General features: G+C 66.1%; 26 protein-coding genes. 17 read left to right on the forward strand and 9 right to left on the reverse strand.

Annotated features, from left to right (window positions below):
• Nucleotides 1-3: 3 nt before the first annotated feature.
• A complete protein-coding gene (locus tag AC5IG3_RS11865; protein ID WP_491906784.1) occupies nt 4-282 on the reverse strand; it encodes a TIGR02450 family Trp-rich protein in 279 nt (92 codons plus the stop codon).
• On the opposite strand from AC5IG3_RS11865, the gene AC5IG3_RS11870 reads away from it, so the two are divergent.
• The 6 genes from AC5IG3_RS11870 to AC5IG3_RS11895 all read left to right on the forward strand — a co-directional run bounded on the left by AC5IG3_RS11870 (nt 281) and on the right by AC5IG3_RS11895 (nt 4,744).
• A complete protein-coding gene (locus AC5IG3_RS11870) occupies nt 281-2,194 on the forward strand; it encodes a B12-binding domain-containing radical SAM protein (RefSeq protein WP_491906500.1) in 1,914 nt (637 codons plus the stop codon). The two genes, AC5IG3_RS11865 and AC5IG3_RS11870, sit on opposite strands and share 2 nt — an antisense overlap.
• Nucleotides 2,195-2,264: 70 nt before the next feature.
• The gene (locus AC5IG3_RS11875) at nt 2,265-2,774 is read left to right on the forward strand and encodes a YbaK/EbsC family protein (protein WP_491906501.1); all 510 of its coding nucleotides are present in this window, start codon (nt 2,265-2,267) and stop codon (nt 2,772-2,774) included.
• 52 nt (nt 2,775-2,826) lie between these two features.
• On the forward strand, nt 2,827-3,126 hold the full coding sequence (locus AC5IG3_RS11880; RefSeq protein ID WP_491906502.1) for a hypothetical protein: 300 nt from the start codon (nt 2,827-2,829) through the stop codon (nt 3,124-3,126).
• A gap of 22 nt (nt 3,127-3,148) precedes the next feature.
• Nucleotides 3,149-3,724 carry an MOSC domain-containing protein gene (locus AC5IG3_RS11885; protein ID WP_491906503.1) on the forward strand — a complete coding sequence of 192 codons (576 nt, stop codon included), beginning with the start codon at nt 3,149-3,151 and terminating at the stop codon, nt 3,722-3,724.
• A gap of 22 nt (nt 3,725-3,746) precedes the next feature.
• The gene (locus tag AC5IG3_RS11890; RefSeq protein ID WP_491906504.1) at nt 3,747-4,379 is read left to right on the forward strand and encodes a rhomboid family intramembrane serine protease; all 633 of its coding nucleotides are present in this window, start codon (nt 3,747-3,749) and stop codon (nt 4,377-4,379) included.
• Nucleotides 4,380-4,381: 2 nt separating this feature from the next.
• A complete protein-coding gene (locus tag AC5IG3_RS11895; protein ID WP_491906785.1) occupies nt 4,382-4,744 on the forward strand; it encodes a translation initiation factor Sui1 in 363 nt (120 codons plus the stop codon).
• Between the two features lie 27 nt (nt 4,745-4,771).
• Here the strand turns inward: AC5IG3_RS11895 and AC5IG3_RS11900 are convergent, their stop codons facing one another.
• The gene (locus AC5IG3_RS11900) at nt 4,772-5,518 is read right to left on the reverse strand and encodes a glutathione S-transferase (RefSeq protein ID WP_491906505.1); all 747 of its coding nucleotides are present in this window, start codon (nt 5,516-5,518) and stop codon (nt 4,772-4,774) included.
• Nucleotides 5,519-5,600: 82 nt separating this feature from the next.
• On the opposite strand from AC5IG3_RS11900, the gene AC5IG3_RS11905 reads away from it, so the two are divergent.
• The 3 genes from AC5IG3_RS11905 to katG all read left to right on the forward strand — a co-directional run bounded on the left by AC5IG3_RS11905 (nt 5,601) and on the right by katG (nt 9,352).
• A complete protein-coding gene (locus AC5IG3_RS11905; RefSeq protein ID WP_491906506.1) occupies nt 5,601-6,266 on the forward strand; it encodes a glutathione S-transferase in 666 nt (221 codons plus the stop codon).
• Nucleotides 6,267-6,276: 10 nt separating this feature from the next.
• The gene (locus tag AC5IG3_RS11910) at nt 6,277-7,011 is read left to right on the forward strand and encodes a tRNA-uridine aminocarboxypropyltransferase (RefSeq protein WP_491906507.1); all 735 of its coding nucleotides are present in this window, start codon (nt 6,277-6,279) and stop codon (nt 7,009-7,011) included.
• 127 nt (nt 7,012-7,138) lie between these two features.
• The gene (gene katG, locus AC5IG3_RS11915; protein ID WP_491906508.1) at nt 7,139-9,352 is read left to right on the forward strand and encodes a catalase/peroxidase HPI; all 2,214 of its coding nucleotides are present in this window, start codon (nt 7,139-7,141) and stop codon (nt 9,350-9,352) included.
• Between the two features lie 289 nt (nt 9,353-9,641).
• On the opposite strand, the gene AC5IG3_RS11920 is transcribed toward katG, so the two are convergent.
• The 5 genes from AC5IG3_RS11920 to dnaA form a co-directional block, all read right to left on the reverse strand.
• Nucleotides 9,642-11,309, reverse strand: a complete 1,668-nt coding sequence (locus tag AC5IG3_RS11920) for a DUF8451 domain-containing protein (protein WP_491906509.1) — start codon at nt 11,307-11,309, stop codon at nt 9,642-9,644.
• A 46-nt stretch (nt 11,310-11,355) separates the two neighbouring features.
• Entirely contained in the window at nt 11,356-11,508 is a 153-nt protein-coding gene (locus AC5IG3_RS11925) for a hypothetical protein (protein ID WP_491906510.1), read from the reverse strand.
• Between the two features lie 63 nt (nt 11,509-11,571).
• Nucleotides 11,572-14,145: a DNA topoisomerase (ATP-hydrolyzing) subunit B gene (gyrB, locus tag AC5IG3_RS11930; RefSeq protein WP_491906511.1), complete on the reverse strand. Its 2,574-nt coding sequence runs from the start codon at nt 14,143-14,145 to the stop codon at nt 11,572-11,574.
• A gap of 126 nt (nt 14,146-14,271) precedes the next feature.
• Complete coding sequence (gene dnaN, locus AC5IG3_RS11935; RefSeq protein ID WP_491906512.1) at nt 14,272-15,417, reverse strand: DNA polymerase III subunit beta; 1,146 nt, start codon at nt 15,415-15,417, stop codon at nt 14,272-14,274.
• A 111-nt stretch (nt 15,418-15,528) separates the two neighbouring features.
• Nucleotides 15,529-17,121, reverse strand: a complete 1,593-nt coding sequence (gene dnaA, locus AC5IG3_RS11940) for a chromosomal replication initiator protein DnaA (RefSeq protein ID WP_491906513.1) — start codon at nt 17,119-17,121, stop codon at nt 15,529-15,531.
• Between the two features lie 388 nt (nt 17,122-17,509).
• On the opposite strand from dnaA, the gene rpmH reads away from it, so the two are divergent.
• The 6 genes from rpmH to AC5IG3_RS11970 all read left to right on the forward strand — a co-directional run bounded on the left by rpmH (nt 17,510) and on the right by AC5IG3_RS11970 (nt 22,485).
• Nucleotides 17,510-17,644, forward strand: a complete 135-nt coding sequence (gene rpmH, locus AC5IG3_RS11945) for a 50S ribosomal protein L34 (RefSeq protein WP_491906514.1) — start codon at nt 17,510-17,512, stop codon at nt 17,642-17,644.
• 196 nt (nt 17,645-17,840) lie between these two features.
• Complete coding sequence (locus AC5IG3_RS11950; RefSeq protein WP_491906515.1) at nt 17,841-18,161, forward strand: ribonuclease P protein component; 321 nt, start codon at nt 17,841-17,843, stop codon at nt 18,159-18,161.
• Nucleotides 18,161-18,487 (forward strand): membrane protein insertion efficiency factor YidD, encoded by a 327-nt coding sequence (gene yidD / locus AC5IG3_RS11955; RefSeq protein ID WP_491906516.1) that lies wholly within the window; start codon nt 18,161-18,163, stop codon nt 18,485-18,487. Before AC5IG3_RS11950 ends, yidD begins: the two co-directional genes overlap by 1 nt.
• The gene (yidC, locus tag AC5IG3_RS11960) at nt 18,484-20,166 is read left to right on the forward strand and encodes a membrane protein insertase YidC (RefSeq protein ID WP_491906517.1); all 1,683 of its coding nucleotides are present in this window, start codon (nt 18,484-18,486) and stop codon (nt 20,164-20,166) included. Before yidD ends, yidC begins: the two co-directional genes overlap by 4 nt.
• Nucleotides 20,167-20,414: 248 nt before the next feature.
• Complete coding sequence (gene mnmE, locus AC5IG3_RS11965) at nt 20,415-21,839, forward strand: tRNA uridine-5-carboxymethylaminomethyl(34) synthesis GTPase MnmE (RefSeq protein ID WP_491906518.1); 1,425 nt, start codon at nt 20,415-20,417, stop codon at nt 21,837-21,839.
• Between the two features lie 40 nt (nt 21,840-21,879).
• Entirely contained in the window at nt 21,880-22,485 is a 606-nt protein-coding gene (locus tag AC5IG3_RS11970; RefSeq protein ID WP_491906519.1) for a glutathione peroxidase, read from the forward strand.
• Between the two features lie 73 nt (nt 22,486-22,558).
• Here the strand turns inward: AC5IG3_RS11970 and AC5IG3_RS11975 are convergent, their stop codons facing one another.
• On the reverse strand, nt 22,559-23,569 hold the full coding sequence (locus AC5IG3_RS11975) for an AraC family transcriptional regulator (protein WP_491906520.1): 1,011 nt from the start codon (nt 23,567-23,569) through the stop codon (nt 22,559-22,561).
• A 326-nt stretch (nt 23,570-23,895) separates the two neighbouring features.
• On the opposite strand from AC5IG3_RS11975, the gene AC5IG3_RS11980 reads away from it, so the two are divergent.
• Entirely contained in the window at nt 23,896-24,057 is a 162-nt protein-coding gene (locus AC5IG3_RS11980; RefSeq protein ID WP_491906521.1) for a hypothetical protein, read from the forward strand.
• Nucleotides 24,058-24,166: 109 nt separating this feature from the next.
• On the opposite strand, the gene ychF is transcribed toward AC5IG3_RS11980, so the two are convergent.
• Entirely contained in the window at nt 24,167-25,261 is a 1,095-nt protein-coding gene (gene ychF, locus AC5IG3_RS11985; RefSeq protein WP_491906522.1) for a redox-regulated ATPase YchF, read from the reverse strand.
• Between the two features lie 133 nt (nt 25,262-25,394).
• Here ychF and AC5IG3_RS11990 point away from each other — a divergent pair, with 133 nt between their 5' ends.
• On the forward strand, nt 25,395-26,522 hold the full coding sequence (locus AC5IG3_RS11990) for an FAD-dependent monooxygenase (RefSeq protein WP_491906523.1): 1,128 nt from the start codon (nt 25,395-25,397) through the stop codon (nt 26,520-26,522).
• The last annotated feature ends 39 nt before the right edge of the window (nt 26,523-26,561 follow it).

Here is a 26,561-nt window from a genome sequence, read left to right on the forward strand (position 1 = left end):
ACGTCAAACCCAGCCTTGCTGCCACAGCGCGGTGTCCTGCAGTTCGCGCCAGCCGATGCGCCGTGCGGCCCGGGACATCACCGCCTCGATCTCGACCTGCTCGATCCTGCCCTCGGGCAGTTCCGGCGCGATCACCTTGGTGACCAGAAAGTGCTTGTCCTTGCCCACCGGTTTCACGGCGGTCCATTTGCTCAACAACAGTTTTTTGGGATGCAAGGGATTCATGGCGCGAGGGTAGCCGCAGCGCCGAAAATCAGCCCATTCCAGCGCCACCGTCACCATGCCGTCCACACCTGTCCGCGTCCTCTCCGTCATCGCCCCGATGACGCAGCTCAACACCCCGTACCCGTCCACCGCCTACCTGACCGGCTTCCTGCGCTCGCGCGGCATCGCGGCGGTGCAGGAAGACCTGGCGCTGGCGCTGGCGCTCAAGCTGCTGTCGCGCGACGGCCTGCAGGCCGTGCGCGAGCGCATCCAGGCCCAGCCCGTGGCCGAGCGCACCGCGCGCACCCATGCGTTCGACGAGGCCTTCGACGCCTACGCCGCCACCATCGCGCCGACGATGGCCTTTCTGCAGGGCCGCGACTCGACGGTGGCGCACCGCATCCGCAGCCGCGCCTTCCTGCCCGAAGGTCCGCGCTTCGAGTCGCTCGACGTCTACGAAGACCCGGACGGCGGCGACCCGCTCGCCTGGGCCTTCGGCGCGCTCGGCACGCAAGACCACGCCCGTCACCTGGCGACGCTCTACCTCAACGACCTGGCCGACGTGATCCGCGAGGCGGTCGATCCGCGCTTCGAGTTCGTGCGCTACGCCGAAAGCCTGGCGCTGAGCCAGCCCACCTTCGACCCGCTGGCCGACGCGCTGGCCGCGCCGCCCACCCTCGTCGATGACCTGCTGCGCGAGCTGACGCTGGCGGCGATCGAGCGCCACCAGCCCACCGTCGTGCTGGTGTCGGTGCCGTTTCCGGGCGCGGTCTACGCGGCCTTCCGCATCGCGCAGGCGATCAAGGCGCAGCACCCGCACATCGTCACCGCGCTCGGCGGCGGCTACGTCAACACCGAGTTGCGCGAGCTGACCGAGGTGCGCGTCTTCGACCACTTCGACTACCTGACGCTCGACGCCGGCGAGCGCCCGCTGCTGGCGCTGCTGGAGCACCTGCAAGGCCAGCGCTCGGCCACGCGGCTGGTGCGCACCTTCCACCGCGTGGAGGTGGACGGCGTGGGTGTCGTCAAGTACACCAACTTCGTCGAGCCCGATGTGCCGTTCGAGGACGTCGGCACCCCCACCTGGGACGGCCTGCCGCTGGACCGCTACCTGAGCCTGCTCGACATGCTCAACCCCATGCACCGGCTGTGGAGCGACGGCCGCTGGAACAAGCTCACCGTGGCGCACGGCTGCTACTGGAAGAAGTGCAGCTTCTGTGATGTGAGCCTGGACTACATCAGCCGCTTCGACGCCGCCAGCGCCGAGACGCTGGTCGACCGGATCGAGGCCATCGTCGCCGAGACCGGCCAGACCGGCTTCCACTTTGTTGACGAAGCCGCGCCGCCCAAGTCGCTCAAAGCCCTGGCCGCCGAGCTGCAGCGCCGCCAGACCGCCATCAGCTGGTGGGGCAACATCCGCTTCGAGAAAACCTTCACCCCCGAGCTGTGCCAGCAGCTGGCCGACAGCGGCTGCATCGCGATTTCCGGCGGGCTGGAGGTCGCCAGCGACCGGCTGCTGACGCTGATGAAGAAGGGCGTCTCGATCGACCAGGTCGCGCGCGTCACCAAGGGCTTCACCGACGCCGGCATCCTGGTGCACGCCTACCTGATGTACGGCTTCCCGACCCAGACGGTGCAGGACACGGTCGACGCGCTCGAATACGTGCGCCAGCTGTTCGAGCAAGGCTGCATCCAGAGCGGCTTCTTCCACCGCTTTGCCTGCACCGTGCATTCACCCGTGGGCCAGGCGCCGCAGGACTACGGCGTGCAGCTGATCCCGCTACCGCCGGTGAGCTTCGCCAAGAACGACATCGGCTTCATCGACCCCACCGGCGTCGACCACGACGCGCTCGGCGTCGGCCTCAAGAAAGCGATCTACAACTACATGCACGGCATCGGCCTCGACGAAGACGTGCGCCAGTGGTTTGACTTCCACGTGCCCAAGACGCGCGTGCCGCGCCACAAGATTGCCAAGGCGCTGGCGGGGTGAGGGGCGCTGAACGCAGCGTTCCGCCCCGCATCCTGTCGCCTTGACTCCACGGTTTTTCCATCGATCCGCCATGAAACCTGCCTCCCACCCCAACGCCCTGCGCATCCAGCAACTGCTTGCCGACGCCGGCCTCGGCCATCGGCAGGTGGTCGAGTTTGACCAGCCGACCCGTACCAGTGCCGAGGCGGCGGCGGCGATCGGGTGCAGCGTGGCGGAGATCGCCAAGTCGGTGGTGTTCCGGCGCAAGGTCGACGGGCAGGCCGTGGTGGTGGTGGCCAGCGGCGATAACCGGGTCTGCGAGAAGAAGGTCAAGGCGCTGGTGGGCAGCGCGATTGCGCGGGCCGATGCCGATTTCGTGCGCGAAGCCACCGGCTACGTCATCGGCGGCGTCTCGCCGCTGGGCCACGCGCAGCCGGTGCAGCTGCTGCTGGACGCAGATCTGCAGAGCTTCGCCACCGTGTGGGCGGCGGCGGGCACGCCGTTTTCGGTCTTTCCGCTCTCGCCGGTCGAGCTGGCCGAGCTGACCGGGCGCAGTTGGTCCGACGTGCGGCTGGCGCCCCGTCCGGACGGCGATCTCTGAGCGTCTGACGCTGCACCCACAATCGCGCTCACTTCTTTCAAGAGACCCCTCCATGAGCATGAAAAAAACCGACCTCGTCAAAGGTCTCGCCAAAAAACTCGACGGCCGCATGAAATCGGCGGGCGTGCCGCCGCGGTTCGGCCAAGGCGCGGCGGCGGTCGACGCGGTGGACGAGGCCGCCAAGCGTGAGCAGCGCGCCCGTGATGCCGCCGCCAAGCTGGTGCCGCTGGCCTGCCGGCTGCCCGCCGATCTGGTCAAGCGCGTGCGCGACGCGGCCATCGCCCATGACGGCGGCATCAACGCGCTGATGGCGCAGGCGCTGGAGCGCTGGCTCGAAGCCGACAAGACCTGAAGCCCTTTCACCTTTGACCGCCATGCAGCTCCTCAGCCTCAACCTCGGCACCATCCGCCCGCTGACCATCGACGGTCGCAAGTTCATGACCGCCATCGGCAAATCGCCCGTGGCAGGCTCGGTGCAGGTCGGGCGCCTCGGGCTGGCGGGCGATGAGCAGTCGGACCTGAGCGTGCATGGCGGGCTGGACAAGGCCGTCTACGCCTACCCGGCGCAGCACTACGCCGGCTGGCAGGTGCAGCGGCGTGCTCGCGCTGTGAGCCTGTTCGATGAGACCTTGCCGCCCGGCTTCATGGGCGAGAACCTGACGCTGCACGGTCTGGATGAGCAGCAGGTCTGGGTCGGCGACGAACTGCACTTCCCCGACTGCGTGCTGCGCGTGACCGAGCCGCGCCAGCCCTGCTTCAAGTTCAACGCCGTGATGGGCTACGCCCAGGCCGCCAAGGACATGGTCAGCACCGGCCACAGCGGCTGGTACCTGGCGGTTGACCAGCCCGGCACGCTGCAGGCGGGCCAGTCGTTCGAGCTGCGGCCCGGCTCCCGCAGCCTGAGCATCGCCCAGGCGCTGGCGGGCAAGCGGCTCAAGCATCTGCGTTGAAACTTCCTGATCGGGCCTGTTGTTGGACTCCCTGCTGAACCTCACCGCCACTCCCGCCGCGACACTGCTGCTCGCGGCCATCGTCGTGCCCAGCCTGATCGGGCTGTGGGCGGCGCCGGTGCTGATCGAGCGCAACCTGTTCCGGCCGTACTGGTTCTGGCCACGGCGGCAGTTCTGGACGCCGCTGACCAGCGGGTTTCTGCACGCCGATCTGCCGCACCTGTTCTTCAACGGCTTCTCGTTCTGGGCGTTTGCGTTTCCGCTGGAGCGCGCCATTGGTTCGGGCAAGTTTCTGGCGCTCTATGCCTTCGGCCTGCTGGTGAGCAGCATTGGCACCTATTACAAGCACCGGCGTGACCGGGGTTATCAGTGCCTGGGCGCGTCGGGGGCGATTCTGGCGGTGCTGTTTGCGTCGATCGTCTACACGCCCTCGTCGTCGATCTACATCCTGCCGATTCCGGTGCCCATTCCGGCACCGCTGTTCGCGCTGCTGTACCTGGCGTACAGCTATTACGCCGCACGGCAGGCGCACGGGCGGGTCAACCACGATGCGCATCTGGCCGGTGCGCTGGCGGGCATCGCGTTCGTGGCGGTGGCGGATACGGCGGAGCTGATGCAGGCGGTGCGCTACGTGCTGCAGGGAGTCGGGGCATGAACATGCGCAAGTCCGGAGCAGGCGGGCTGGTCTATTCGACTGACGCGGGCCGCATGTGCCCCGCCTGCCGCCAGCCCACGGCGGCGTGCATCTGTTCCCGGTTGAAAGCCACGTCCGCAGCAGGCGATGGCATCGTGCGTGTCAGCCGCGAGTCCAAAGGCCGGGGCGGCAAGGTGGTGACGCTGGTGCGCGGGCTGAGCCTGGATGCGCTGGCGCTGGCCGCTTTGGGCAAAAAGCTCAGGACCGCCTGCGGCTCGGGCGGCGCGGTCAAGGACGGCGTGCTGGAAGTGCAGGGCGATCACTGCGACCGCGTGATCGCCGCCCTGCAGGCCGATGGCTGGAAGGTCAGGCGCGCCGGCGGGTAGATCGGGGCGTGAGCCTGCGGACGCGCCTCAAGCCGCAGCAGGGCCGCTGATGTCGAGCTCCGGGTAGCAGCGGAAGATGCCCTGCTCGTTGAACGGAATGCGCCGTTCGCTGCGCAGGTAGGCCGCCACCTTGGGCAGCGAGGCGATGCGCTTGTGCAACTGCACCACGCCGGGCGTCTTGGCCAGCGCGCTGGCCGTGGCCCTGGGGAAGGCGTACTTGAGGCCTTCGATCAGCTGGAACAGCGACAGGTCGGCGTAGCTCAGCTTGCCGGCGACCAGGTGGCGCGGCCCGGCCGGGTTGCGGGTCACGATGCTCTCGAACCACTGCAGGTACTTGGGCAGGCGCGCGCTGCAGAAGTACTGGGCGCGGCGCAGGGCCTCGGGCTTCTGGTCCTCGTAGTACAGGTCGCTGCTGATGGGGTGGTGCGTGTCGTGCGCCTCGGTCACCATGTCGGCGATGGTCAGCTGGATCTGCTGCGTCCAGACGCGCGACTGCTCGCTGCGTGCCACCAGCTTGAGCTGTGGCGCCAGGTAATGCAGGATCGCCGCCGTCTGCCCGACCAGCAGTTCGCCATCCTTCAGGAAGGGCGGCGCAAAGGGCGGGTGCGGCACCTTGCTGCCCTGCAGATAGCGCATCGTGGCGGGCAAGCCCTGCCCGGCCTCTTCCGAGCCCCGCGCCACATCGATGTACGGTGCGCCCGCCGCTTCCAGCGCCAGCCGCACGAATTCGCCACGACCCTGAATGGTCGGCCAGTAATGAAGTTCATATGCCATGGCGCGGACTGTAGCCGGGTGCCGTCTGGTGGATCATTTCGGCTGGCGCCCCCGGCTTTCGACTCACTTCGTGATGACCTTCATGACCGCACCTTTGCCCGCCCCCTTGCTCTACACCTATCGCCGCTGCCCGTACGCCATGCGTGCGCGCATGGCGCTGCTGGTGGCAGGCATCGCCTTCGACGCCTTCGAGATCGTCCTGCGCGACAAGCCCGCCGCGTTGCTGGCCTTGTCGCCCAAGGCCACGGTGCCGGTGCTGCAGTTGCCGGATGGCCGGGTGCTGGATCAAAGCTGGGACGTCATGCGCTGGGCTTTTGAGCCGGATGATCCGCAAGACGGGTGGAGCCGTGCCCAGACGCCCGCCAACCTGGCCCTGCTGTCCAACAACGACGGCGAATTCAAGCACCACCTCGACCGCTACAAATACCCGGAGCGCTACGCGGGGGCCGACCGCGACGCCCATCGGCAGCAGGCGTTGGCCGCCTTGCTCGAACCGCTGGAGCAGCGCCTGCAGGCGCACCCTTACCTGGGCGGCGACACGTCCTGCGCCACGGACATCGCCATCTTCCCCTTCGTGCGCCAGTTCGCAGCGGTGGAGCCGGCCTGGTTTGCGCAACAGCCGCTGCCCGCTCTGCAGGCCTGGCTGGCGCAGTGGCTGAACAGCGCCTTGTTCGACGCCTGCATGGCCAGGCTGCCCCGCCAGACGGTGACGCCGTTTCCGGGTTGGCCGCCACGGGCTGGGGCTTAGACTGCCCTTCATGCCCCATGCTGTATCGAGATTGCGCGCCGCCTGTCTGACGAACAGCACCACCACGCCTCATCTGGATCGCGGCAACCCCTACAAGGACCGCTGCGCCCGCTGCCGCCTGATCCCCAGCCACTGCATGTGCGCCTTGCTGCCAGTGGTGCCCACGCGCGCCGGGGTCTGCCTGGTCATGGCCGAGTTCGAGCCCCTCAAGCCCAGCAACACCGGCTGGTTGATTGCCGACGTCGTGCCCGACACCGCCGCCTTCGGCTGGTCCCGCCGGGCGGTCGACCCGGCGCTGCTTGCCCTGCTGGCCGATCCGCAGTGGCAGCCGTATGTGGTGTTTCCGGGCGAATTCGCTGCGCCCGAGCGGGTCGTGACCGCGTTGATGCCTGCCGGGCCTGACACCACACCAAGCCTGCGCCCGCTGTTCATCCTGCTGGACGGCACCTGGTCCGAGGCCCGCAAGATCTTCCGCAAAAGTCCCTACCTGAACCCGTTCCCGGTGCTGACCCTGCAGCCCGAGCAGCTGTCCCGCTACCGCCTGCGCCGCTCCAGCCACGGGCACCACTTCTGCACCTCCGAAGTGGCGGCGCTGTGCCTCGCGCTGGCCGGCGACCTGCACGCGGCGCAAACGCTCGAAGCCTATCTGGACGTCTACAGCCACCGCTACCTGCAGGCCCGGCAGAGCGTGCCGCCGGATGCCGAGAACGCCGCGCACCAGCGCCTGCGGGAACTGGCGCGCTGATACCGCCGATCTTGTCCGTCCGACAAGCTTCACTATGGCTGCGATTGACGTTTCCACGTTGATCGATGAGGCCCTGAAACCTAGACTGGTCTCCGTCGCAAGTTGATGACAGCCCCAGGAGAACACCATGTCGAACGAAGCCCAATGTCCCTTCTCAGGCGGCACACGCACCCAGGCCACCGCCCGCAGCGGCCAGACCAATGCCGATTGGTGGCCGAACCAGCTCAACCTCAAGATCCTCCACCAGCACTCGCCCCAGTCCAGCCCGATGGACGCCGGCTTTGACTACGCGGCCGAGTTCCGTACCCTCGACCTGGACGCCGTCGTCGCTGACCTCACCGCGTTGATGACCGACTCCCAGGACTGGTGGCCGGCCGACTGGGGCCACTACGGCGGCCTGTTCGTGCGCATGACCTGGCACGCCGCCGGCACTTACCGCATTCATGATGGCCGCGGCGGCGCCGGCACCGGCAACCAGCGCTTCGCCCCGCTCAACAGCTGGCCCGACAACGGCAACCTCGACAAGGCGCGCCGCCTGCTGTGGCCGATCAAGCAGAAGTACGGCCGCAAGCTGTCGTGGGCCGACCTGATCGTGCTGGCCGGCAACGTCGCCATGGACTCGATGGGCTTCAAGACCTTCGGCTTTGCCGGCGGCCGCCCCGACATCTGGGCGCCTGAAGACGACATCAACTGGGGCATGGAAAAGACCTGGCTTGCCACCAGCGACAAGCCCGACAGCCGCTACAGCGGCGACCGCGAGCTGGCCAACCCGCTGGCCGCCGTGCAGATGGGGCTGATCTACGTCAACCCCGAAGGCCCGGACGGCAACCCCGACCCGGTGGCCTCGGGCCGTGATGTACGCGAAACCTTCGCCCGCATGGCCATGAACGATGAAGAAACCGTCGCGCTGGTTGCCGGCGGTCACACCTTTGGCAAGGCCCACGGCGCGGGCGACCCGGCCCTGGTCGGCCGCGAGCCCGAAGGCGCTGGCATCGAAGAGCAAGGCCTGGGCTGGAAGAACGCCTTCGGCACCGGCAAAGGCGTGCACACCACCACCAGCGGCATCGAAGGCGCCTGGAAACCCAACCCCACCACCTGGGACATGGGCTACTTCGACATGCTGTTCGGCTACGAGTGGCAGCTGACCAAGAGCCCCGCCGGTGCCCACCAGTGGACGCCCAAGGACTGCAAGCCCGAGCACCTGATCCCCGACGCGCACGACCCCGCCAAGAAGCACCCGCCGATGATGACCACGGCCGACCTGTCGCTGCGCATGGACCCGGCCTACGAGAAAATCTCGCGCCGCTTCCACGCCAACCCGGATCAGTTCGCCGACGCCTTCGCCCGCGCCTGGTTCAAGCTCACCCACCGCGACATGGGCCCGCGCGCCCGCTATCTGGGCAAGCTGGTGCCCGCTGAAGTGCTGATCTGGCAAGACCCGGTGCCGGCGGTCGACCACCCGCTCATCGATGCGCAGGACATTGCCGCGCTCAAGGCCCAGATCCTGGCCGCCGGCCTTACCACCGCCCAGCTCGTCAACACCGCCTGGGCCTCGGCCGCCACCTTCCGCGGCAGCGACAAGCGCGGCGGTGCCAACGGCGCCCGCATCCGCCTGGCGCCGCAGAAAGACTGGGCAGTCAACCAGCCGGCCGAACTCACCGCAGTACTGGCCACGCTGCAAGCCGTCCAGCAGCACTTCAACGTCGCCCAGACCGACGGCAGACAAGTCTCGCTGGCCGACCTGATCGTGCTGGCCGGCAGCGCCGCCGTGGAGTCCGCTGCCCGGGCTGGCGGCCATGCCATCACCGTGCCCTTCACCCCCGGCCGCACCGACGCCACGCCGGATCAGACCGACGCCGAATCGTTCAAGGTGCTGGAGCCCCAGGCCGACGGCTTCCGCAACTACATCCGCCGCGGCCTGGAAGCCCGCGCCGCCGAACTGCTGGTCGACAAGGCCCAGTTGCTGACGCTCACCGCGCCCGAAATGACCGTGCTGATCGGCGGCCTGCGCGCGCTGGACGCCAACACCGGCGGCGCCCGCCACGGCGTCCTCACCCAGCGCCCCGGCGTGTTGAGCAATGACTTCTTCGTCAACCTGCTCGACATGCGTACTGCATGGAAGCGCTCGGCGGCGGACGCCAACGTGCTCGAAGGCCGCGACCGCCAGACCGACGCGGTCAAGTGGACCGCCACCGTGGTCGACCTGGTCTTCGGCTCCAACTCGCAACTGCGCGCCCTGGCCGAGGTCTACGCCACCAGCGACGCCGAGGGCAAGTTCGTGCGCGACTTCGTCGCAGCCTGGGTCAAGGTGATGGAGCTGGATCGGTTCGACTTGGGTTGATGAGGAGGGGCAGGCCCTGAGGGGCCTGTTGTGGGTGGTGCTGGTATGTCCTCAGGCACAGCTCCGCACTGTTGCTGGCTCCCCTACCTCTCTTTACTCAATGCGATGGGGAACCCTGGTGTTCCAGCAGCTTGATGGCAAAGGTTTCGATAGCTGATTCGGTGAGCATGCGGGCTCTCTCGTACGGGACTCTCTTTAATTCAGGCGATTTTTCGCCCGAAAATAGAGGATAAGTCCTTGATTTTTAAAGCGTCTGAGAGGGCGCGTCTCATCGCTCTCTCATTCGCTCTCATCGAATTTTTGGGCGAACGAGAGACCAAGACGGGCGGGTGTCGCTGCCCTGGTTGACGATGCGCTGCTTTCTTCTCAGCTCCGCAATCAGGTTCCCCACTTTGATCTTGCGCTGCTTGTCGTCCATCCACTCCGGCAGCTTGTTCCAGAGCAGTTCATCGATATCCTTGCGTGCCAGCGAGCCATGCTCTTTCACGGCCTTGCAAATCAGGTCCAGGTAGTACTGCTTGTCGAAAGCCAAGTTCTTGCTGTAGCTGGCCTTCTGGCCTGTCTGCTGCGCCAGCGACTTGGCAATGAAGTAGTTGGGCTTGCGCCCCTCGATCAGGCCGCCACTCTTCAAGCGGCGCTCGTCATCGGCATTCAAGGCCTGGCGCTTCTGCACTTTGTCCAGCGCGATGATGTCCGGCAAAGCCAAGCTGCCATCACGGGCCAGTATGCGGGCGTAGTCCATGTCCAGCACCTTGCCGGTCAGCGTGAGCTGCACCCGATTGCCCGACAAGTCGTAATCCGGCATAGGAAAAAAGCGCTGCCGCTGAAATATGAACAGCTTACGGATGCCGCCGCCCGCCGTGTCCACCATCTTCAGGTTGAACATGGCCGTGGCCAGGAAGCGGTTGCGGTAGTGCTCCTCGGGCGCATCTTCCATCACCACGCGTTGCACGTCACCCGGCACGAAGCTGCCTTTGTTCGTGAAACTCAGGCTCTCTTCCCGCTCCACCACGTTGATGCGGCCAGCCAGTGTGTAGTCTTGGTGAGCGATGCAGTTGTTCAGCGCTTCGCGGATCGCATAGGGCTCGTACTGGTCGATCTCTTCCGGAAATAGCGTGCCTTCGCGGATGTAGCGGTACTTGAGGTTGCGGATCTTTGCGTAGACCTTGTCCACCGCCAGCAGCATCGGCATGCCGAATAAGGCGTAGTCCCGGTCATTACCCGCATGGTCTTTGAGCAACCAGCGGATCTTGGCCTCGGCGGGCAGCAAAAAGTGTTCAGCCTCTTCCCGGCCTAGCAACAACAGCGAGGCTCGGGTCTGCTTGCCCTTGATCGTCAGCTTGGCCTTGTTGAGAAAGGTCTGGTCGTCCCATCCATCGACCTCTGCTGACTTATCTGGAAACTTGCTCTTGAAGTTGCGGCGCGCCACAGCCAGCGCTTGTTCGTCCAGATCGGCTAGGCTGGCTTCGGGCACGATGATGGCGCTCCAGTCATCCACTGTGGATTGGGCGCGGATGCGCTCAATCTCTTCCAGGTTCAGGGGGCCTAGCGCTTCCCCGTCGCGCCCGTGGTAGTGCCCCTCAAAGGCCACTGGCAGACCTCGGGGCGCGGCAGGGATTTCCAGCATCACGACACGGCCCTCGGGCCTGGCTACTTCGTGGATCTCGACAAAGGTGATGTGATTAGTCGTCTTGTTGGCGATTTCGCCCTTCAGGTGGTCCAAGTCCTTGCGTGCGGGTCGGAAGGCCGAGCCCACCACCTGCCGCTGGTCGTTCACACCAAACACCAGCCAGGCCGATGACACGCCCTTCAAGTTCGCTTCGTTGCACAGCGCCGAGAAGTATTTGCCCAGCTTGTTGAAGTCGTAGCTGTTCTTGGCCTCTTTGAACTCGACTACCTCGTTCTCGGCGGACAGCGCCAGCATGCTGTTCAGCTTGGCGTTGATGTCTGGGCTCATGCGATGGCTCCCATTGGCTGCGCTAAGGCGGCCCAGTTTTTTGGCATCAGCAAGCCACCCGCACTTCACCGCGTATCAGCTTGGGCAGCAGGGTGTCCTCAGGGGCGGCGCCGGCATAGTCGCCAAGGCCTGCACTGAGCTTGGCGAAGACTTCTTCGAACGAGTCAGAGATGTATTTCAGGAAGATCAGCCCTGACACCACATGCTTTTACTCGGCCGCGTCGATGCTCTTGCGCAGCTTGTCAGCGGCTTTCCACACAAATCACACATCAATATTGGCGGCCCGCAGCGCATTCGACTCGATGAAATCCCGACGTGGCTCCACCTCGTCGCCCATCAGCATCGTGAAGACCTTGTCGGCTTCGATGGCGTCTTCGATCTGCACGCGGAGCAGGCGGCGCACGGTCGGGTCCATGGTGGTTTCCCAGAGTTGGCTGGGGTTCATTTCGCCCAGGCCCTTGTAGCGCTGGCGGCCGACGCTGGATTCGGCCTGGGTCATCAGCCAGGCCATGGCGACGCGGAAGTCGCCGGCCTTGGCGGATTTCTGCTTTTCGCCTTCGCCGCGGCGCACGGTGGCGTCGGCTTCGAGCAGATCCTTGAAGGTGAGGCCGGCGCGGCTGAGGGCCTCGTAGTCGGCGCCGTGCACGAAGTCCTGCGTGATGACGCTGCTCTTGATGTTGCCGTGGTGGCGGCGGCTGATGCGCAGCAGGTGCTTGTCGGTACGGGCGTCGTATTCGGCGGCGACTTCGGCGGCGCTGCCCAGGGCGTGCACGGCGGCCTGCAGGGCCACCGCGCTGGCCTCGGCCTTGGCCGCGTCGTCCAGGTCCAGGGTCAGGCCGTCGCTGATGGCGCGCAGGGCTTCGATGTCCATCCAGTTGCTCAGGCGGGCGATGACGTTGCTGGCCAGCACGTACTGGCGGGCGAGTTCTTCGAGCGCCTCGCCGGCAATCGCCGGCTTGCCGGCACCGGGCTCGACAGCGGCGCCGTCGAGCGCGACTTTCAGCAGGTAGGCGTCGAGCTCGGTGCCGTCCTTCAGGTACTGCTCGTGCTTGCCGTGCTTGACCTTGTAGAGCGGCGGCTGGGCGATGTAGATGTTGCCGCGCTCGACCAGGTCGGGCATCTGGCGGAAGAAGAAGGTCAGCAGCAGGGTGCGGATGTGGGCGCCGTCGACGTCGGCGTCGGTCATGATGATGATGCGGTGGTAGCGCAGCTTGTCGGGGTTGAAGTCGTCCCCGCCCATGCCTTTGCCGATGCCGGTGCCCAGCGCGGTGATCAGCGTCAGGATCTCGTTGCTGGTCAGCAGCTTCTCGTAGCGGGCCTTCTCGACGTTGAGGATCTTGCCGCGCAGCGGCAGGATGGCCTGGAACTTCCGGTCGCGGCCCTGCTTGGCCGAGCCGCCAGCGGAGTCACCCTCGACCAGGTAGATCTCGCACAGCGCCGGGTCCTTCTCCTGGCAGTCGGCCAGCTTGCCGGGCAGGCCCATGCCGTCGAGCACGCCTTTGCGGCGCGTCATTTCGCGCGCCTTGCGGGCGGCGTCGCGGGCGCGGGCGGCGTCGACTATTTTTGAGCAGATGGTCTTGGCGTCGACCGGGTTCTCCAGCAGCCAATCGGTGAGCAGGCGGCCGACGATGTCTTCCACCGGCGCGCGCACTTCGCTGGAGACCAGCTTGTCCTTGGTCTGGCTGCTGAACTTGGGCTCGGGCACCTTGACGCTGACCACGCAGGCCAGGCCTTCGCGCATGTCGTCGCCGCTGATCTCGACCTTGGCCTTCTTGGCGATCTCGTTGTCGTCGATGTACTTGTTGATGACCCGCGTCATCGCCGCGCGCAGGCCGGTCAGGTGGGTGCCGCCGTCGCGCTGCGGGATGTTGTTGGTGAAGCAGAGCACGTTCTCGTTGTAGCTCTCGTTCCACTGCATCGCCACTTCGACCGCGACGTTGGTCTGGTTGTCGCTCATCTTGTCGCCACGGGCGTGGAAGATGTTGCCGTGCAGCACCTTCTTGCCGATGTTGATGAACTCGACAAAGCCCTGCACGCCGCCGGCGTAGGCGAAGTTGTCTTCCTTGTTGTTGCGCTCGTCGACCAGGCGGATCTTGACGCCGTTGTTCAGGAACGAGAGCTCGCGCAGCCGCTTGCTGAGGATCTCGTAGTGGAAGTCGATGTTGCTGAAGATGGTTTCGTCGGGCAGGAAGTGCACCTCGGTGCCGCGCTTGTCGGTGTCGCCGGTGATCTTCATCGGGCTGACTTCTACCGGCCCGTTCACGCCGTCGCGCATCTCCAGCACGCGATCCTGCGGAATGCCCTGGCGGAATTCCATGTAGTGGGCCTTGCCCTCGCGGCGCACCGTCAGGCGCAGCCACTTGCTCAGGCCGTTGACGCAGGACACGCCCACGCCGTGCAGGCCGCCCGAGACCTTGTAGCTGTTCTGGTTGAACTTGCCGCCGGCGTGCAGCTCGGTCAGGGCGATCTCGGCGGCACTGCGCTTGGGCTCGTGCTTGTCGTCCATCTTGACGCCGGTCGGGATGCCGCGGCCGTTGTCGGTGACGCTGATGGAGTTGTCGGTGTGGATGGTGACGATGATGTCGTCACAGTGGCCGGCCAGCGCTTCGTCGATGGAGTTGTCGACCACCTCGAACACCAGGTGGTGCAGGCCGGTACCGTCACTCGTGTCGCCGATGTACATGCCCGGGCGCTTGCGCACGGCTTCGAGGCCTTCGAGGATCTGGATCGAGTCTGCGCCGTAGACGCCCCCCGCCGCCGCTGCCGCCGTCTGCTTGTCGGTCAGGCCTTCCGGGTTGCTGTCGCTGCTGGAGGCGGGATTCTGGGCTTCACTCATGGGGGCACTCTCTAGGTCAAGGGACAGCTGGCGCTGCCCCTTCAAAACATTGAAGCGGACTGGGGCGGTGAGGCCCTGGTCCGCTGTCGGGCGCGGGGGTCCGGCGCCGGGGCGAAATCGCCGGACTCAGATGCGCATGGGCATCACGACGTACTTGAATCCGGGCCGCTCGGGCACGGTGAACAGTGCGGAGCTGTTGGCGTCGAGCAGCGAGATGGTGACCATGTCCTGGTCCGCGTTGGCGAGCACGTCGATCAGGTAGGTGACGTTGAAGCCGATCTCGATGGTGTCGCCACCGTAGTCGATCTCGAGTTCTTCCTTGGCCTCTTCCTGCTCGGCGTTGCTCGACGCGATCTTCAGCACGCCCGGCTCGAAGTTGACGCGCACGCCCTTGAACTTCTCGCTGGTGAGGATGGCTGCGCGCTGCAGGCTGGCCAGCAGCGGCAGGCGGCCGAGCGTGATGTGGTGCTTGTGGTTCTTCGGGATGACGCGGTTGTAGTCGGGGAACTTGCCCTCGACCAGCTTGGTCACGAACTCCAGCCCGCCGAAGACGAACTTGGCCTGGTTCGCTGCAAAGCGCATCTCGATGCGCGCTTCCTCGCCGTCCTTGCTGCCCTTGTCGGCCTTGTCAGCCTTATCGGCTTTCAGCAGGCGCTGCAGTTCCAGCACCGTCTTGCGCGGCAGGATGACTTCCTGCTTGGGCATCTCGACTTCCAGCGTGGCCTGGGCGAGCGCCAGGCGGTGGCCGTCGGTGGCCACCAGCGTCAGGGTCTTGCCTTCGGCGACGAACAGGATGCCGTTGAGGTAGTAGCGGATGTCGTGCACCGCCATCGCGAAGTGCACCTGGTCGATCAGGCCCTTGAGCGTCTTCTGCGGCACGCTGAAGCCGGGGCCGAAGTCGGCCGCTTCCTGCACCAGCGGAAAGTCGTCGGCCGGCAGCGTCTGCAGCGTGAAGCGGCTTTTTCCCCCCTGCAGCGTGAGCTTGCTCTGCGCCGCGCTCAGCGTCACCAGCTGGTCGGCGGGCAGGCTGCGCAGGATGTCGATCAGCTTGCGCGCGCCCACGGTGGTGGCGAAGTCGCCGCCGTCACCGCCGAGTTCGGCGCTGGTGCGCACCTGGATCTCGAGGTCGCTGGTGGTCAGCTGGATGTGGCCGCCCTGCTTGCGGATCAGCACGTTGGCCAGCACCGGCAGGGTGTGCCGCCGCTCGACGATGCCGGAGACGGATTGCAAGGCGCTCAGCACCTGCTCTTGCGTTGCCTTCAACACGATCATGGATGTCTTCTCTCGAGGTGTTCGGGTTCAGAAGAAGCCGCCGTCAGCCCTGGGCAGGCGGAACGGGGCATTTTCGCTGTTTTGGGACGGGTTTTGACGGCCGCCAAGCGGTCAGCCTTTGAGCGTCTGTTCCAGCACGTGCAACTGCTGGTTGAGTTCGGTGTTCTTCTGCCGTTCGCCACCGATCTTGCGCACCGCGTGCAGCACCGTGGTGTGGTCGCGCCCGCCGAACAGTTCGCCGATGGCGGGCAGGCTCTTCTGCGTCATTTCCTTGGCCAGGTACATGGCGATCTGGCGCGGCCGGGCGATGCTGGCCGGGCGCTTCTTGCTGTACATGTCGGCGATCTTGATCTTGTAGAAGTCGGCCACGGTCTTCTGGATGTTCTCGACCGAGACCTGGCGGTTCTGGATCGACAGCAGGTCTTTCAGCGCCTCGCGCGCCAGGTTGATCGTGATCTCCTTGTGGCTGAAGCGGCTGTAGGCCAGCACCTTGCGCAGCGCGCCTTCCAGCTCGCGCACGTTGGCGCGCACGTTCTTGGCGACGAAGAAGGCCACGTCCTCGGGCATGGCGCTGCCCTCGGCGACCGATTTCTTCATCAGGATGGCCACGCGCATCTCCAGCTCGGGCGGCTCGATCGCCACGGCCAGGCCGGCGTCGAAGCGGCTGGTCAGGCGCTCGTCGATGTCCACCAGCCCCTTGGGGTAGGTGTCGCTGGTCATGATGATGTGGGCCTTCTTGGCCAGCAGCGCCTCGAAGGTGTTGAAGAACTCCTCCTGCGTGCGCTCCTTGCCGGCGAAGAACTGCACGTCGTCGATCAGCAGCAGATCGAGGTTGTGGTACTTGGCCTTCAACTCGTCGAAGGTCTTGCGCTGGTAGTTCTTGACCACGTCGCTGATGAACTGCTCGGCGTGCAGGTAGAGCACGCGGGCGTCGGGGTTGTCGCGGATCAAGGCGTTGCCGACCGCGTGCATCAGGTGGGTCTTGCCCAGGCCGACGCCGCCGTAGATGAACAGCGGGTTGTACATGTGGCCGGGCGCGCCCACCACGTGCAGTGCGGCGGTGCGCGCCATCTGGTTGGCGCGGCCGGGCACCAGCGTGTCGAAGGTCAAGGCCGGGTTCAGGCGGCCCCGGTTGGCCACCGGCGCCACGCCCATGCGGCCTTGCACCGCGCCGGGCTCGGCCAGCGCGGCAGCGTGCTGTGCGGCCTGCACTGCTTCGGCGGCATCTGCAGCGCTGGCCACTGCGGCGGCATCGCTGGCGCGCTTGAGAGCGCTGCCGCGCTTGGCACGGGCCGGTGGTGGCGGGGCGGCTTGCGCCCCGGCTGGCAGGGTGTCCAGCAGTGGCAGCGCCGCCTGCACGGCGCCCGACAAACTGCGGGGGCGCGCGATGGGTGCCGGCGCGGTCGATGCGGCGGCGGGTGCCACCGGTGCGGGCGTGGGCGTCAGGTCGCGCGTGCGCACCGAGAACTCCAGGCGCACCGGGCAGCCGGAAATTTCGCTCAGCGCGGCCGTGATGCGCGCGCCGTACTGGCCGCGGATCCAGTCCAGCTTGAAGCGGTTGGGCACGCTCAGGCCGACCAGCACCTCGTTGCCTGCGGTCGAAATCTCGGCCGGCGGCAAGGGTCTGATCCAGGTGTTGAACTGCTGCTCAGGCAACTCGGTGGCCAGGCGCTCGCAGCCTCGCTGCCACAAGTCCGTGTGCATATCGATGAATGTGGATAACCTTTTGGAAGGGGGGCGATTGTATCTAGCCCAGCCGCGTTCCGCGAGAGGTTATCCACAGTTTTTCAGGCGGGATATCGGGGCCTTGTTGGCAATGGATCGCGCACATGCATTGACGCGCCGAAGCATCTTTGCTGTAATCGCGGGTTTTCCGGCCGGCAGGGGCGGGCGTATGCGCCCGAAAAAGTAGGCCCGGGGACCCGCCGGCTGGTGTGGCGTAGGTGGCGCAGTTGATCCTTCGCGGATCAAGGCAATTGATTCGTGAAGGATCAAGCCGCAACGCAGGCACCGGTCAAAGATGTAGAAATTTCAGCCAAAACCACTGCACATCGATGCAGCGCGGAAGTGGCTTTGCTCGTAAGGATTCATCATGAAGCGCACCTATCAGCCGTCAAAGGTCCGTCGTGCCCGTACGCACGGTTTCCGTGCCCGCATGGCGACCCGCGGTGGCCGTCACGTCATCAATGCGCGCCGCGCCAAGGGCCGCAAGCGCCTGGCTGTCTGAGTCATCAAGGCATGCCAGTTCAGGGCGTGCCGTGGTGAATGACGCCGCAGAAAAAAAACTGGTCAGCCTGACCGGCGCGAGTCGGTTCGAGGCGGCCATGGCCGTGCGGCCTTGTGCCCGCACGGCTCATTTTTTTGCGCACCATCTGGCGCCTCACCGTGTTTCTGCTGCCTTGGCACCTGAAGCGTTGTCCGAGTTGTCAACAGCCCCTGTGCACAAAGCCGCAGAAGCTGTGGATGAGTTGCATGAACTGCACCTCGGCCTCGTCGTGCCCAAGCGTCACGCCAAGCGTTCGGTGACGCGCAGTCTCGTCAAACGCCAGATCCGATCCGGCATGCGCCAGTGCGCCCATTTGCTCGCTGCGGGCGACTGGGTGCTGCGCCTGCGTGCGCCGCTGGACCGCAAGGTCTACACCAGCGCCTGCTCTGATGCGCTGGCTGAATTGGTGCGCGCCGAGATCGTGCAACTGCTGGCCGACGCCGCCCGACGCGCTCCGCGTCTGGCCAGGGGGCCCTGATGCGCCACGCCCTGCGTGACGGCCTCATGGCACTGGTGCGCGGCTACCGGCTGCTGCTCAGCCCCTGGCTGGGTTCGGCCTGCCGTTTCGAGCCCACCTGTTCCGCCTATGCCCTGCAGGCCTTGCAGGCGCACGGTGCGCTGGGTGGTGGGCGTCTGACGCTCACGCGTCTGGCCCGGTGCCATCCGCTCTGCGCGGGGGGACATGATCCGGTGCCCGCCGTGCTGCCCCGCCTGTTTTCTTCCCTGCTGGAGCGGTCCGCAACGTCCGCTGGCCATCCGCCGGCGGCGTCCTGCCGTTCGGCTCAACGAAAGACATCCGTATGACCGACTTGCGGCGCGCCCTGCTCTGGGGTGTTTTTTCCGTTTCCCTGCTGATGCTCTGGGACGGCTGGAGCCGCCACAACGGCCAGCCTTCGCTCTTCAACACCAAGCCGGCTGCGACTGCGCCGGCCGTGGGCGCAGCCGGTTCCGGCGTGCCTACGCCGACCGTGGCACTGGCGGGCGGCAACGCTGCGGCTGCCGGTGCGGCGCCGGTGGCGGCCTCGGCTTCTGCGCCCGTGGCTGAGGCGGTGGTGGTCACCACCGACACCGTGCGCGCCACGTTCGACAGCCGCGGCGGCTCGCTGATGCGGCTGGAGTTGCTCAAGTACGCCGACCAGAGCCACCCCGAGCGGAAGGTCCTGCTGTTCGACCGCTCCACCCAGCGCCACTACGTGGCCGAGAGTGGCCTGATTCCGGCCCAGGGTGGCGCGGCCCAGCCTGACCACCTCAGCGTCATGACCGTGGTGCCCGGCGAGCGCAATCTGGCCGATGGCCAGAATGACCTCAAGCTGCGCTTCGAGTCGCCCGAGATCGGTGGCGTCAAGCTGGCCAAGACCTACACCCTGCACCGCGGCAGCTACATCGTCGATGTGCAGCACGAAGTACAGAACGTGGGCACCGCACCGGTCAAGTCGCAGATGTACCTGCAACTGGTGCGCGACGGCAACCCGCTGCCCGACGAGTCGAGCTTCTACAGCACCTTCACGGGACCGGCCGTCTACACCGAGGCCAGCAAGTTCCAGAAGGTCGAGTTCAAGACCATCGAGAAGCACAAGACCGGCGACAAGCCCGACCATGAAGTCCAGGCCGACAACGGCTGGGTCGCCATGGTGCAGCACTACTTCGCCTCGGCCTGGCTGCCTGGCGACAAGACCCCGCGCGAGCTGTTCACGAAAAAGGTCGACACCAACCTCTACTCGGTGGGCATGATCATGCCGGTGGGCGAACTGGCACCGGGCGCGACCAAGACGCTCGATGCGCGTCTGTTCGCCGGCCCGCAGGAAGAGAACAACCTCGCTGCGCTGGCGCCGGGGCTGGACCTGGTCAAGGACTACGGCTGGTTGACCATCCTGGCCAAGCCGCTGTTCTGGCTGCTCGACAAGTTGCACGGCCTGCTGGGCAACTGGGGCTGGTCGATCATTGCGCTGGTGGTGCTGCTCAAGATGGCGTTCTACTGGCTCAACGCCAACGCCTACAAGTCGATGGGCAAGATGAAGGCCATCAACCCCAAGATCCAGGAGATGCGCGAGCGCCTCAAGGACGATCCGCAGAAGATGCAGCAGGAAATGATGCGCATCTACCGCGAGGAGAAGGTCAACCCGATCGGTGGCTGCCTGCCCATCGTCGTGCAGATGCCGTTCTTCATCTCGCTGTACTGGGTGCTGCTGTCGTCGGTCGAGATGCGTGGCGCGCCGTGGATCTTCTGGATCAACGACCTGAGCCTCAAGGACCCGTACTTCATCCTGCCCCTGCTGATGACGGCCACCACCGTGCTGCAGACCTGGCTCAACCCGACGCCGCCGGACCCGATCCAGGCCAAGATGATGTGGTTCATGCCGCTGGCCTTCAGCGTGATGTTCTTCTTCTTCCCGGCCGGTCTGGTGCTGTACTGGTTCGTCAACAACCTGCTGTCGATCGCGCAGCAGTGGATGATCAACCGCAGCCTCGGCCTCAACCGTTGAATCCGTCGCGCTTCGCGGCCAGCGCATGACGTGACCCCCTGAGCGCGGGATTGAACTCCCCTCCCGCGCCCAGCACCATGCGCTGGCGGGGCCGACCCGGACACCGACACCCCGTCGGGCCGTCCGGCTCAGGAGACCCCACGGTCCTCCCTCCGCGCCAATCTCGACGCCTTGTCCGGTCATGCCGGACAAGGCGTTTTTTCATGGTGCGCGCCGAACGCGGAACGCGCCCAGCCAGAATCCCCGCCATGCTGCCCCGCCATCAAGATCCCATCGTCGCTGTCGCCACCGCACCGGGCCGGGGGGCGGTCGGCATCGTGCGCGTGTCCGGACGCCACCTCGCGCCGCTCGCCCTGGCCCTGACCGGGCGCAGCCTCGTGCCGCGCGTGGCCACCTTCGGCCCGTTCCTGGACGCCACCGCCCAGCCCATCGACCAGGGCCTGGCGCTGTTCTTCCCCGCGCCGCACAGCTACACCGGTGAAGACGTGCTGGAGCTGCAGGCCCACGGCGGCCCGGTCGTGCTGCAACTGCTGCTGGCGCGCTGCCTGCAGGCTGCTGCTGAAGTCGACGACACCCAGCGACCGCGCCTGCCGCACCTGCGTCTGGCCGGGCCAGGCGAGTTCACCGAGCGCGCTTTCCTCAACGACAAGCTCGACCTCGCGCAGGCCGAGGCCGTGGCCGACCTGATCGACGCCAGCACCGAAGCCGCCGCGCGCAGCGCCGCGCGCTCGCTCGGCGGCGAGTTCTCGCGCCGCATCAGTTCGCTGCGCGACGCGCTGATCGACCTGCGCATGCTGGTCGAGGCCACGCTCGACTTCCCAGAGGAAGAAATCGACTTCCTGCAGAAAGCCGACGCCCACGGCCGCCTCGCCCGCCTGCGCGCGCAATTGGCCCAGGTGCAGGACGCCGCCCGCCAGGGCGTGCTGCTGCGCGAAGGCCTGCAGGTGGTGATCGCCGGCCAGCCCAATGCGGGCAAAAGCTCGCTGCTGAACGCGCTGGCCGGCGCTGAGCTGGCCATCGTCACCGCCATTCCCGGCACCACGCGCGACAAAATCAGCGAGACGCTGCAGATCGAAGGCGTGCCCGTGCACGTGATCGACACCGCCGGCCTGCGCGACGACGTTCACGCCAGCGACGAGGTCGAGCGCATCGGCATCGCGCGCAGCTGGCAGGCCATCGAGCAGGCCGACGCGCTGCTGTTCCTGCACGACCTCACGCGCCTGCACGAGCCGGACTATGCTCAGGCCGACCGCGCCATCGCCGCTCGTTTGCCCGCCCAGGTGCCCACGCTGCACATCTACAACAAGGCTGACGCCGCGCCCGACCAGGCGCTGGCGGCCCTGGCCCGCCATGCCGGCGGTGATGCGCTCGCCCTGTCCGCCCGCACCCAGACCGGTCTGGCCGAGCTGCGCACCCGGCTGCTGCAGCTGGCCGGCTGGCACGCCACGCCCGACGGCGTCTTCATCGCCCGTGAACGCCACGTGCGGGCGCTGGCCGCCGCCGCCACGCACCTGGCCGAAGCCGCTGCGCTGGCCGCCTTGTCGGACACCGCGCTCGACCTGCTTGCCGAAGAGCTGCGCCTGGCGCACAACGCGCTGGGTGAGATCACCGGCACCTTCAGTGCCGACGATCTGCTGGGCGTCATCTTCAGCAGCTTCTGTATTGGAAAATGACCCTGCCGGTCGGCTTTGCCGACTCCACCAAGGAATCTTCATGAAGCCTGTCGTTGTCCGAACCCTGTCTGCGCTGGGCCTGAGCGTCGCGCTGACGGTGGCCATCACCCCCGCCGCCTATGCGGCCACGCCGGCCACGACGCCGACCGTCGCAACCCCTGCGGCTTGCCCGGCGGTGCTCCGGCACAACTTCCCGCGCCTGCAGGACGAGAAGGATCAGGCCCTGTGCCAATACGCCGGCAAGGTGCTGCTGGTGGTCAACACCGCCAGCTTCTGCGGCTTCACCGGCCAGTACGAGGGGCTGGAAAAGCTCTACGGCCAGTACAAGGACAAAGGTCTGGTCGTGCTGGGGTTCCCGTCGAACGACTTCAGCCAGGAAAGCGGCGACAACAAGCAGATCGCCGCGTTCTGCGCCAACACTTACAGCGTCAAGTTCCCGATGTTCGCCAAGAGCAGCGTCAAGGGCGCACAGGCCTCGCCCTTCTACAAGCAACTCGCCGAAAAAACCGGCCAGGCACCTGGCTGGAATTTCTACAAATACCTGATCGGCCGCAACGGCGAGGTGATCGGCTCCTACGCTAGCAACGTCGGCCCGGACGACAAGAAGCTGGTGGCGCAGATCGAGAAGCAGCTGGCGGTGAAGTGATGGTTTGACTGCTGAATCTGTGGCCAGCGTGGAAAAGCACAGCTGATCCTGCTGCAGGATGGGCCGGGGGCTTTTATTGCAGGGGTGGTAGATCTTTGAGTCCGCGCCGCCAGCGTCCCGGGGATTCACCTTTCCAGCGCGTGAAGGCGCGCGTGAAAGCCGCCTGATCCGCATATCCCAGACGCAATGCAGCGTCCACCAGCGAAGTATCGGGCGCGCGCAGGAGCGTCTCGGCCAACTGCTCTCGAGTGCGATCAAGCAGTTGCTGGAAGCTCCAGCTGCGCAGGGCGAGTTGACGCTGCAGCGTGCGTGCCGATATTTGAAGCCGCTGCGCGCAGTGGTGCGCAGTGGCGGCCCCCATGGGCAGCAAGCCCGCGATAATTGCTTGAATATTGCGGATGTACTGATCCTGCGTCAGTAATTCATCAAAGGCCGTTCGAGCTTGGCGCTCCAGCAGGTCGTGCAATGCGACGTCGCGGTGTTTCAGGGGTCGCGCGAGGTCGATGATCGACAGTTCAATAATTGCGACAGGCTCACCGAAAATAACCGGGCACCTGAAAAATTCCTCATAAGGGGTTATGTCGTCAGGTTGTGGCGCCACGAACACGATCCTGCGGGGTGCCAGATCTGGCTGGCCCGTGATGGTCCGGATGTAGGCCACCATGCTTCCCATCAGCAACTCGTCGCTCAGTTGGCCGGCCCGGCATCGCTCGCTGCCCCAGCGCAGCTGTAGCGAGGTCGGGGTGAGTCGGTGCTGCCCGGCGTTGAGGTCGTGCACGAGGCGCTCATATTTTTGCAAGTGCCAGAACGCGGCTCCCAGGGTGTGGCAATGCTGGGTGAGGTAGGCCAGCAGGCCGCCATGGCGTGGTGCCACCAAACTGCAGACAGCCAGGCCCAACGCCTTTTCCGGGAATTTGTGCTGCAACCGCGCCAGCAGGGCAAGCCACTTTTCGGCAGGTGCGGAGGTGAGGCCGCTGGTATCACGCGGAGGCGGCTCGCCAAACAAATCGATTGGATCGTGGCCGCGCTGTTCGACAAAGTCGAACAGCAACTGAATGAGTGACGTCGAGAGGCGTGGCAGCATGGCAGGGACGGTGTCGCGAATTGTAAAAATTCGTGTGGTTCGGGCAAGACGCGCTGTACAGCTGCTTGACAAAATTCAAGGAGCTTGGAAAGCTTGTGCGACAGAAAAATTATTTTTCTGGATGGCCCCGATTTTGCGCCATTCTCCGAAAAATCCTGGAATCAGGGCGATTGCATGAAATTCGCAGCCTCGAATCTATTCGACTCATTATCAGTTGAACCCCTTGCGATGGGGTTTGGTCGATGAACCATGAAACACAGCAGAGCCATTTGGCCGCATCTATGATTACCAAGAGATTTCACGCTCGCGGGCCCCGAGGAGAAGCCGTGACCATCCTGATGTCTGTAAATGCCCCGCAAGGCACGCAGCGCGACAACAGAGATTCAGGACAAGTCAATTACGGACTTGGCTCGGGCGAGCGTCTCAAGCCGACAGAGGATTCCCGTGTGTTCGTCGCAGGCGATGGGCGGCGGTTCACGTTGAACTAAATTGAGGTCGTGAATTTCCTCACCTGGCGTTGTAGCCTCGGTCACAAAAAAGCCCCGCTTCAGCGGGGCTTGATCAGGGGCGATAAACCCCCCATGTAATACGTCTGGCTCAGACGTTGAACAGGAAGTTCAGCACGTCGCCGTCCTTGACGACGTATTCCTTGCCTTCGGCGCGCATCTTGCCGGCGTCCTTGGCGCCTTGCTCGCCCTTGAACTGGATGAAGTCCTCGAAGGCGATCGTCTGGGCGCGAATGAAGCCGCGCTCGAAGTCGGTGTGGATCACGCCGGCGGCCTGCGGGCCGGTGTCGCCGATGTGGATGGTCCAGGCGCGCACTTCCTTGACGCCGGCGGTGAAGTAGGTCTGCAGGCCCAGCAGCTTGAAGGCCGCGCGGATCAGGCGGTTCAGGCCCGGTTCGTCCTGGCCCATTTCGGCCAGGAACAGGGCGCGGTCGTCGTCGCTCATCTCGGCCAGCTCGGCCTCGGTCTTGGCGCAGATGGCCACCACCGGCGCGTTCTGCCTGGCGGCGAATTCCTTCAGGCGCTCCAGGAAGGGGTTGTTGTCGAAGCCGGCCTCGTCGACGTTGCCGACGAACATCGCCGGCTTGGCGGTGATCAGGCACAGCGGCTTCAGGATGACGAGCTCTTCCTTGCTGAAGTCGATCGAGCGCACCGGCTGGGCCTGGTCGAGCGCGGCCTGGCACTTCTCCAGCACCTTGACCAGCGCGGCGGCCTCCTTGTCGTTGCCCGAGCGCGCGGCTTTCAGCGAGCGGTGCAGCGTCTTCTCGACCGTGCCGAGGTCGGCCAGGCAGAGTTCGGTCTGGATGACCTCGATGTCGCTGATCGGGTCGATCTTGCCGGCGACGTGGATGACGTTCTCGTCCTCGAAGCAGCGCACCACGTTGACGATGGCGTCGGTCTCGCGGATGTGGCTCAGGAACTTGTTGCCCAGGCCTTCGCCCTTGGAGGCGCCCGCCACCAGGCCGGCGATGTCCACGAACTCGACGATGGCCGGCACGATGCGCTCAGGGCTGATGATCTCGGCCAGCTGCTGCAGGCGCGGGTCGGGCAGTTCGACCACGCCGACGTTGGGCTCGATGGTGCAGAACGGGTAGTTCTCGGCAGCGATGCCCGCCTTGGTCAGCGCATTGAAGAGGGTGGACTTGCCGACGTTGGGCAGGCCGACGATGCCGCACTTGAGGCTCATGGGGGTGTCTCGGGTGGGCGCGGCGGGGCCGCGCGGTTGGGGTCGGGGACGTCTGCCGCAGGCGACAGCGTGAATCCAAGATTGTAAAAGCCGCGTCCCTGGTGCCCCGGTGCGGCTACCTACAATCATTTGCATGATCTCCAACGCCCCCCGAACCGATCTCGATGTGTGCATCCGCGGCAGCGGTCCGGTGGGGGCGGCGCTGGCGCTGGCGCTGTCGCGGCTGGGGTTTGCGGTCGGGCTGGTGGGCAGCGCCCGGCCGGCGGGCGCCGACCTGCGCACCTATGCGCTCAACGCCGCTGCCATCGACCTGCTGCGCGACCTGCGCGTGTGGGATGCGCTGCCCGAGGACGCGCGGACCCCCGTCTACGAGATGCAGGTGTCGGGTGACGCTGGCGGGCAACTCGCCTTCAGCGCCTGGCAGCAGCAGGTCGAGGTGCTGACGTGGATCGTCGACGCCGCTGCGCTCGACGACGCGCTGGCGCTGGCACTGCGCTACGCGCCACACGTGCGCCTGCTGACCGAGGCCGCACCGGCGGCGCTGCTGGCGGTCTGCGAAGGCAAGCATTCGCTCACCCGCGACCAGCTGGGCGTGACCTTTCACGCCGAGCCCTACGGACAGCGCGCGGTGGCGGCGCGGCTGGTGGCCGATCAGCCGCACCACGGCATCGCGCGCCAGTGGTTTCGCAGCCCCGACGTGCTGGCGCTGCTGCCCTTCGACCGGCCCGAGCCGGGCACGTCCTACGGCCTGGTCTGGTCGCTGCCTGAGGAGCGCGCCGAGGCGATGCTGCACGCCTCGGTCGAAGAGTTCGAGGCAGCGCTCAATGACGCCGCCGGAGGAGCCGCCGGCACGCTGCGCCTGGACTCCGGGCGCGCTGCCTGGCCGCTGCTGCTGGGCCACGCCAGCGCCTGGTGCGGCCCCGGTTGGGTGCTGGTGGGTGACGCGGCGCATGTGGTGCATCCGCTGGCCGGGCAGGGCCTGAACCTGGGGCTGGCCGATGTGGCGGCACTCGCCCGCGTGCTCGATGACGCCCGCCGCACCAGCCCCTGGCGGCCGCTGGGCGACGAGCGCACGCTGCGCCGCTACGTGCGCCAACGCCGCCTGCCCACCCAGGCCATGGCGGGCCTGACCGACGGCCTGCTGCACCTGTTCGCCCAGCCGTCCGGCCCGATGCGCGACCTGCGCAACCAGGGCCTGAGCGTGGTGCAGAAACTCGGGCCGCTCAAGCGCTGGATGGCGTCGCGTGCGCTGGGCGGGTGACCGCCGCCAGGCAGGAGAAATCCCCGCGGCGGCCTACTG

The sequence above is a fragment of the Leptothrix sp. (in: b-proteobacteria) genome, assembly GCF_965250675.1.
Classification (GTDB): Bacteria; Pseudomonadota; Gammaproteobacteria; order Burkholderiales; family Burkholderiaceae_C; genus Sphaerotilus.

Excerpts from the sequence above, each read along its gene's own strand:
- rpmH (WP_491906514.1), top strand. The coding sequence starts at position 17,510 with ATGAAGCGCACCTATCAGCCGTCAAAGGTCCGTCGTGCCCGTACGCAC.
- AC5IG3_RS11905 (WP_491906506.1), top strand. The coding sequence starts at position 5,601 with ATGACCGCACCTTTGCCCGCCCCCTTGCTCTACACCTATCGCCGCTGC.
- AC5IG3_RS11875 (WP_491906501.1), top strand. The coding sequence starts at position 2,265 with ATGAAACCTGCCTCCCACCCCAACGCCCTGCGCATCCAGCAACTGCTT.
- dnaN (WP_491906512.1), bottom strand. The coding sequence starts at position 15,417 with ATGATCGTGTTGAAGGCAACGCAAGAGCAGGTGCTGAGCGCCTTGCAA.
- AC5IG3_RS11880 (WP_491906502.1), top strand. The coding sequence starts at position 2,827 with ATGAGCATGAAAAAAACCGACCTCGTCAAAGGTCTCGCCAAAAAACTC.
- AC5IG3_RS11975 (WP_491906520.1), bottom strand. The coding sequence starts at position 23,569 with ATGCTGCCACGCCTCTCGACGTCACTCATTCAGTTGCTGTTCGACTTT.
- AC5IG3_RS11895 (WP_491906785.1), top strand. The coding sequence starts at position 4,382 with ATGCGCAAGTCCGGAGCAGGCGGGCTGGTCTATTCGACTGACGCGGGC.
- AC5IG3_RS11870 (WP_491906500.1), top strand. The coding sequence starts at position 281 with ATGCCGTCCACACCTGTCCGCGTCCTCTCCGTCATCGCCCCGATGACG.
- yidC (WP_491906517.1), top strand. The coding sequence starts at position 18,484 with ATGACCGACTTGCGGCGCGCCCTGCTCTGGGGTGTTTTTTCCGTTTCC.
- gyrB (WP_491906511.1), bottom strand. The coding sequence starts at position 14,145 with ATGAGTGAAGCCCAGAATCCCGCCTCCAGCAGCGACAGCAACCCGGAA.
- AC5IG3_RS11970 (WP_491906519.1), top strand. The coding sequence starts at position 21,880 with ATGAAGCCTGTCGTTGTCCGAACCCTGTCTGCGCTGGGCCTGAGCGTC.
- mnmE (WP_491906518.1), top strand. The coding sequence starts at position 20,415 with ATGCTGCCCCGCCATCAAGATCCCATCGTCGCTGTCGCCACCGCACCG.
- dnaA (WP_491906513.1), bottom strand. The coding sequence starts at position 17,121 with ATGCACACGGACTTGTGGCAGCGAGGCTGCGAGCGCCTGGCCACCGAG.
- ychF (WP_491906522.1), bottom strand. The coding sequence starts at position 25,261 with ATGAGCCTCAAGTGCGGCATCGTCGGCCTGCCCAACGTCGGCAAGTCC.
- AC5IG3_RS11990 (WP_491906523.1), top strand. The coding sequence starts at position 25,395 with ATGATCTCCAACGCCCCCCGAACCGATCTCGATGTGTGCATCCGCGGC.
- AC5IG3_RS11920 (WP_491906509.1), bottom strand. The coding sequence starts at position 11,309 with ATGAGCCCAGACATCAACGCCAAGCTGAACAGCATGCTGGCGCTGTCC.
- AC5IG3_RS11910 (WP_491906507.1), top strand. The coding sequence starts at position 6,277 with ATGCCCCATGCTGTATCGAGATTGCGCGCCGCCTGTCTGACGAACAGC.
- AC5IG3_RS11865 (WP_491906784.1), bottom strand. The coding sequence starts at position 282 with ATGGTGACGGTGGCGCTGGAATGGGCTGATTTTCGGCGCTGCGGCTAC.
- AC5IG3_RS11885 (WP_491906503.1), top strand. The coding sequence starts at position 3,149 with ATGCAGCTCCTCAGCCTCAACCTCGGCACCATCCGCCCGCTGACCATC.
- katG (WP_491906508.1), top strand. The coding sequence starts at position 7,139 with ATGTCGAACGAAGCCCAATGTCCCTTCTCAGGCGGCACACGCACCCAG.
- AC5IG3_RS11900 (WP_491906505.1), bottom strand. The coding sequence starts at position 5,518 with ATGGCATATGAACTTCATTACTGGCCGACCATTCAGGGTCGTGGCGAA.
- yidD (WP_491906516.1), top strand. The coding sequence starts at position 18,161 with ATGCGCCACGCCCTGCGTGACGGCCTCATGGCACTGGTGCGCGGCTAC.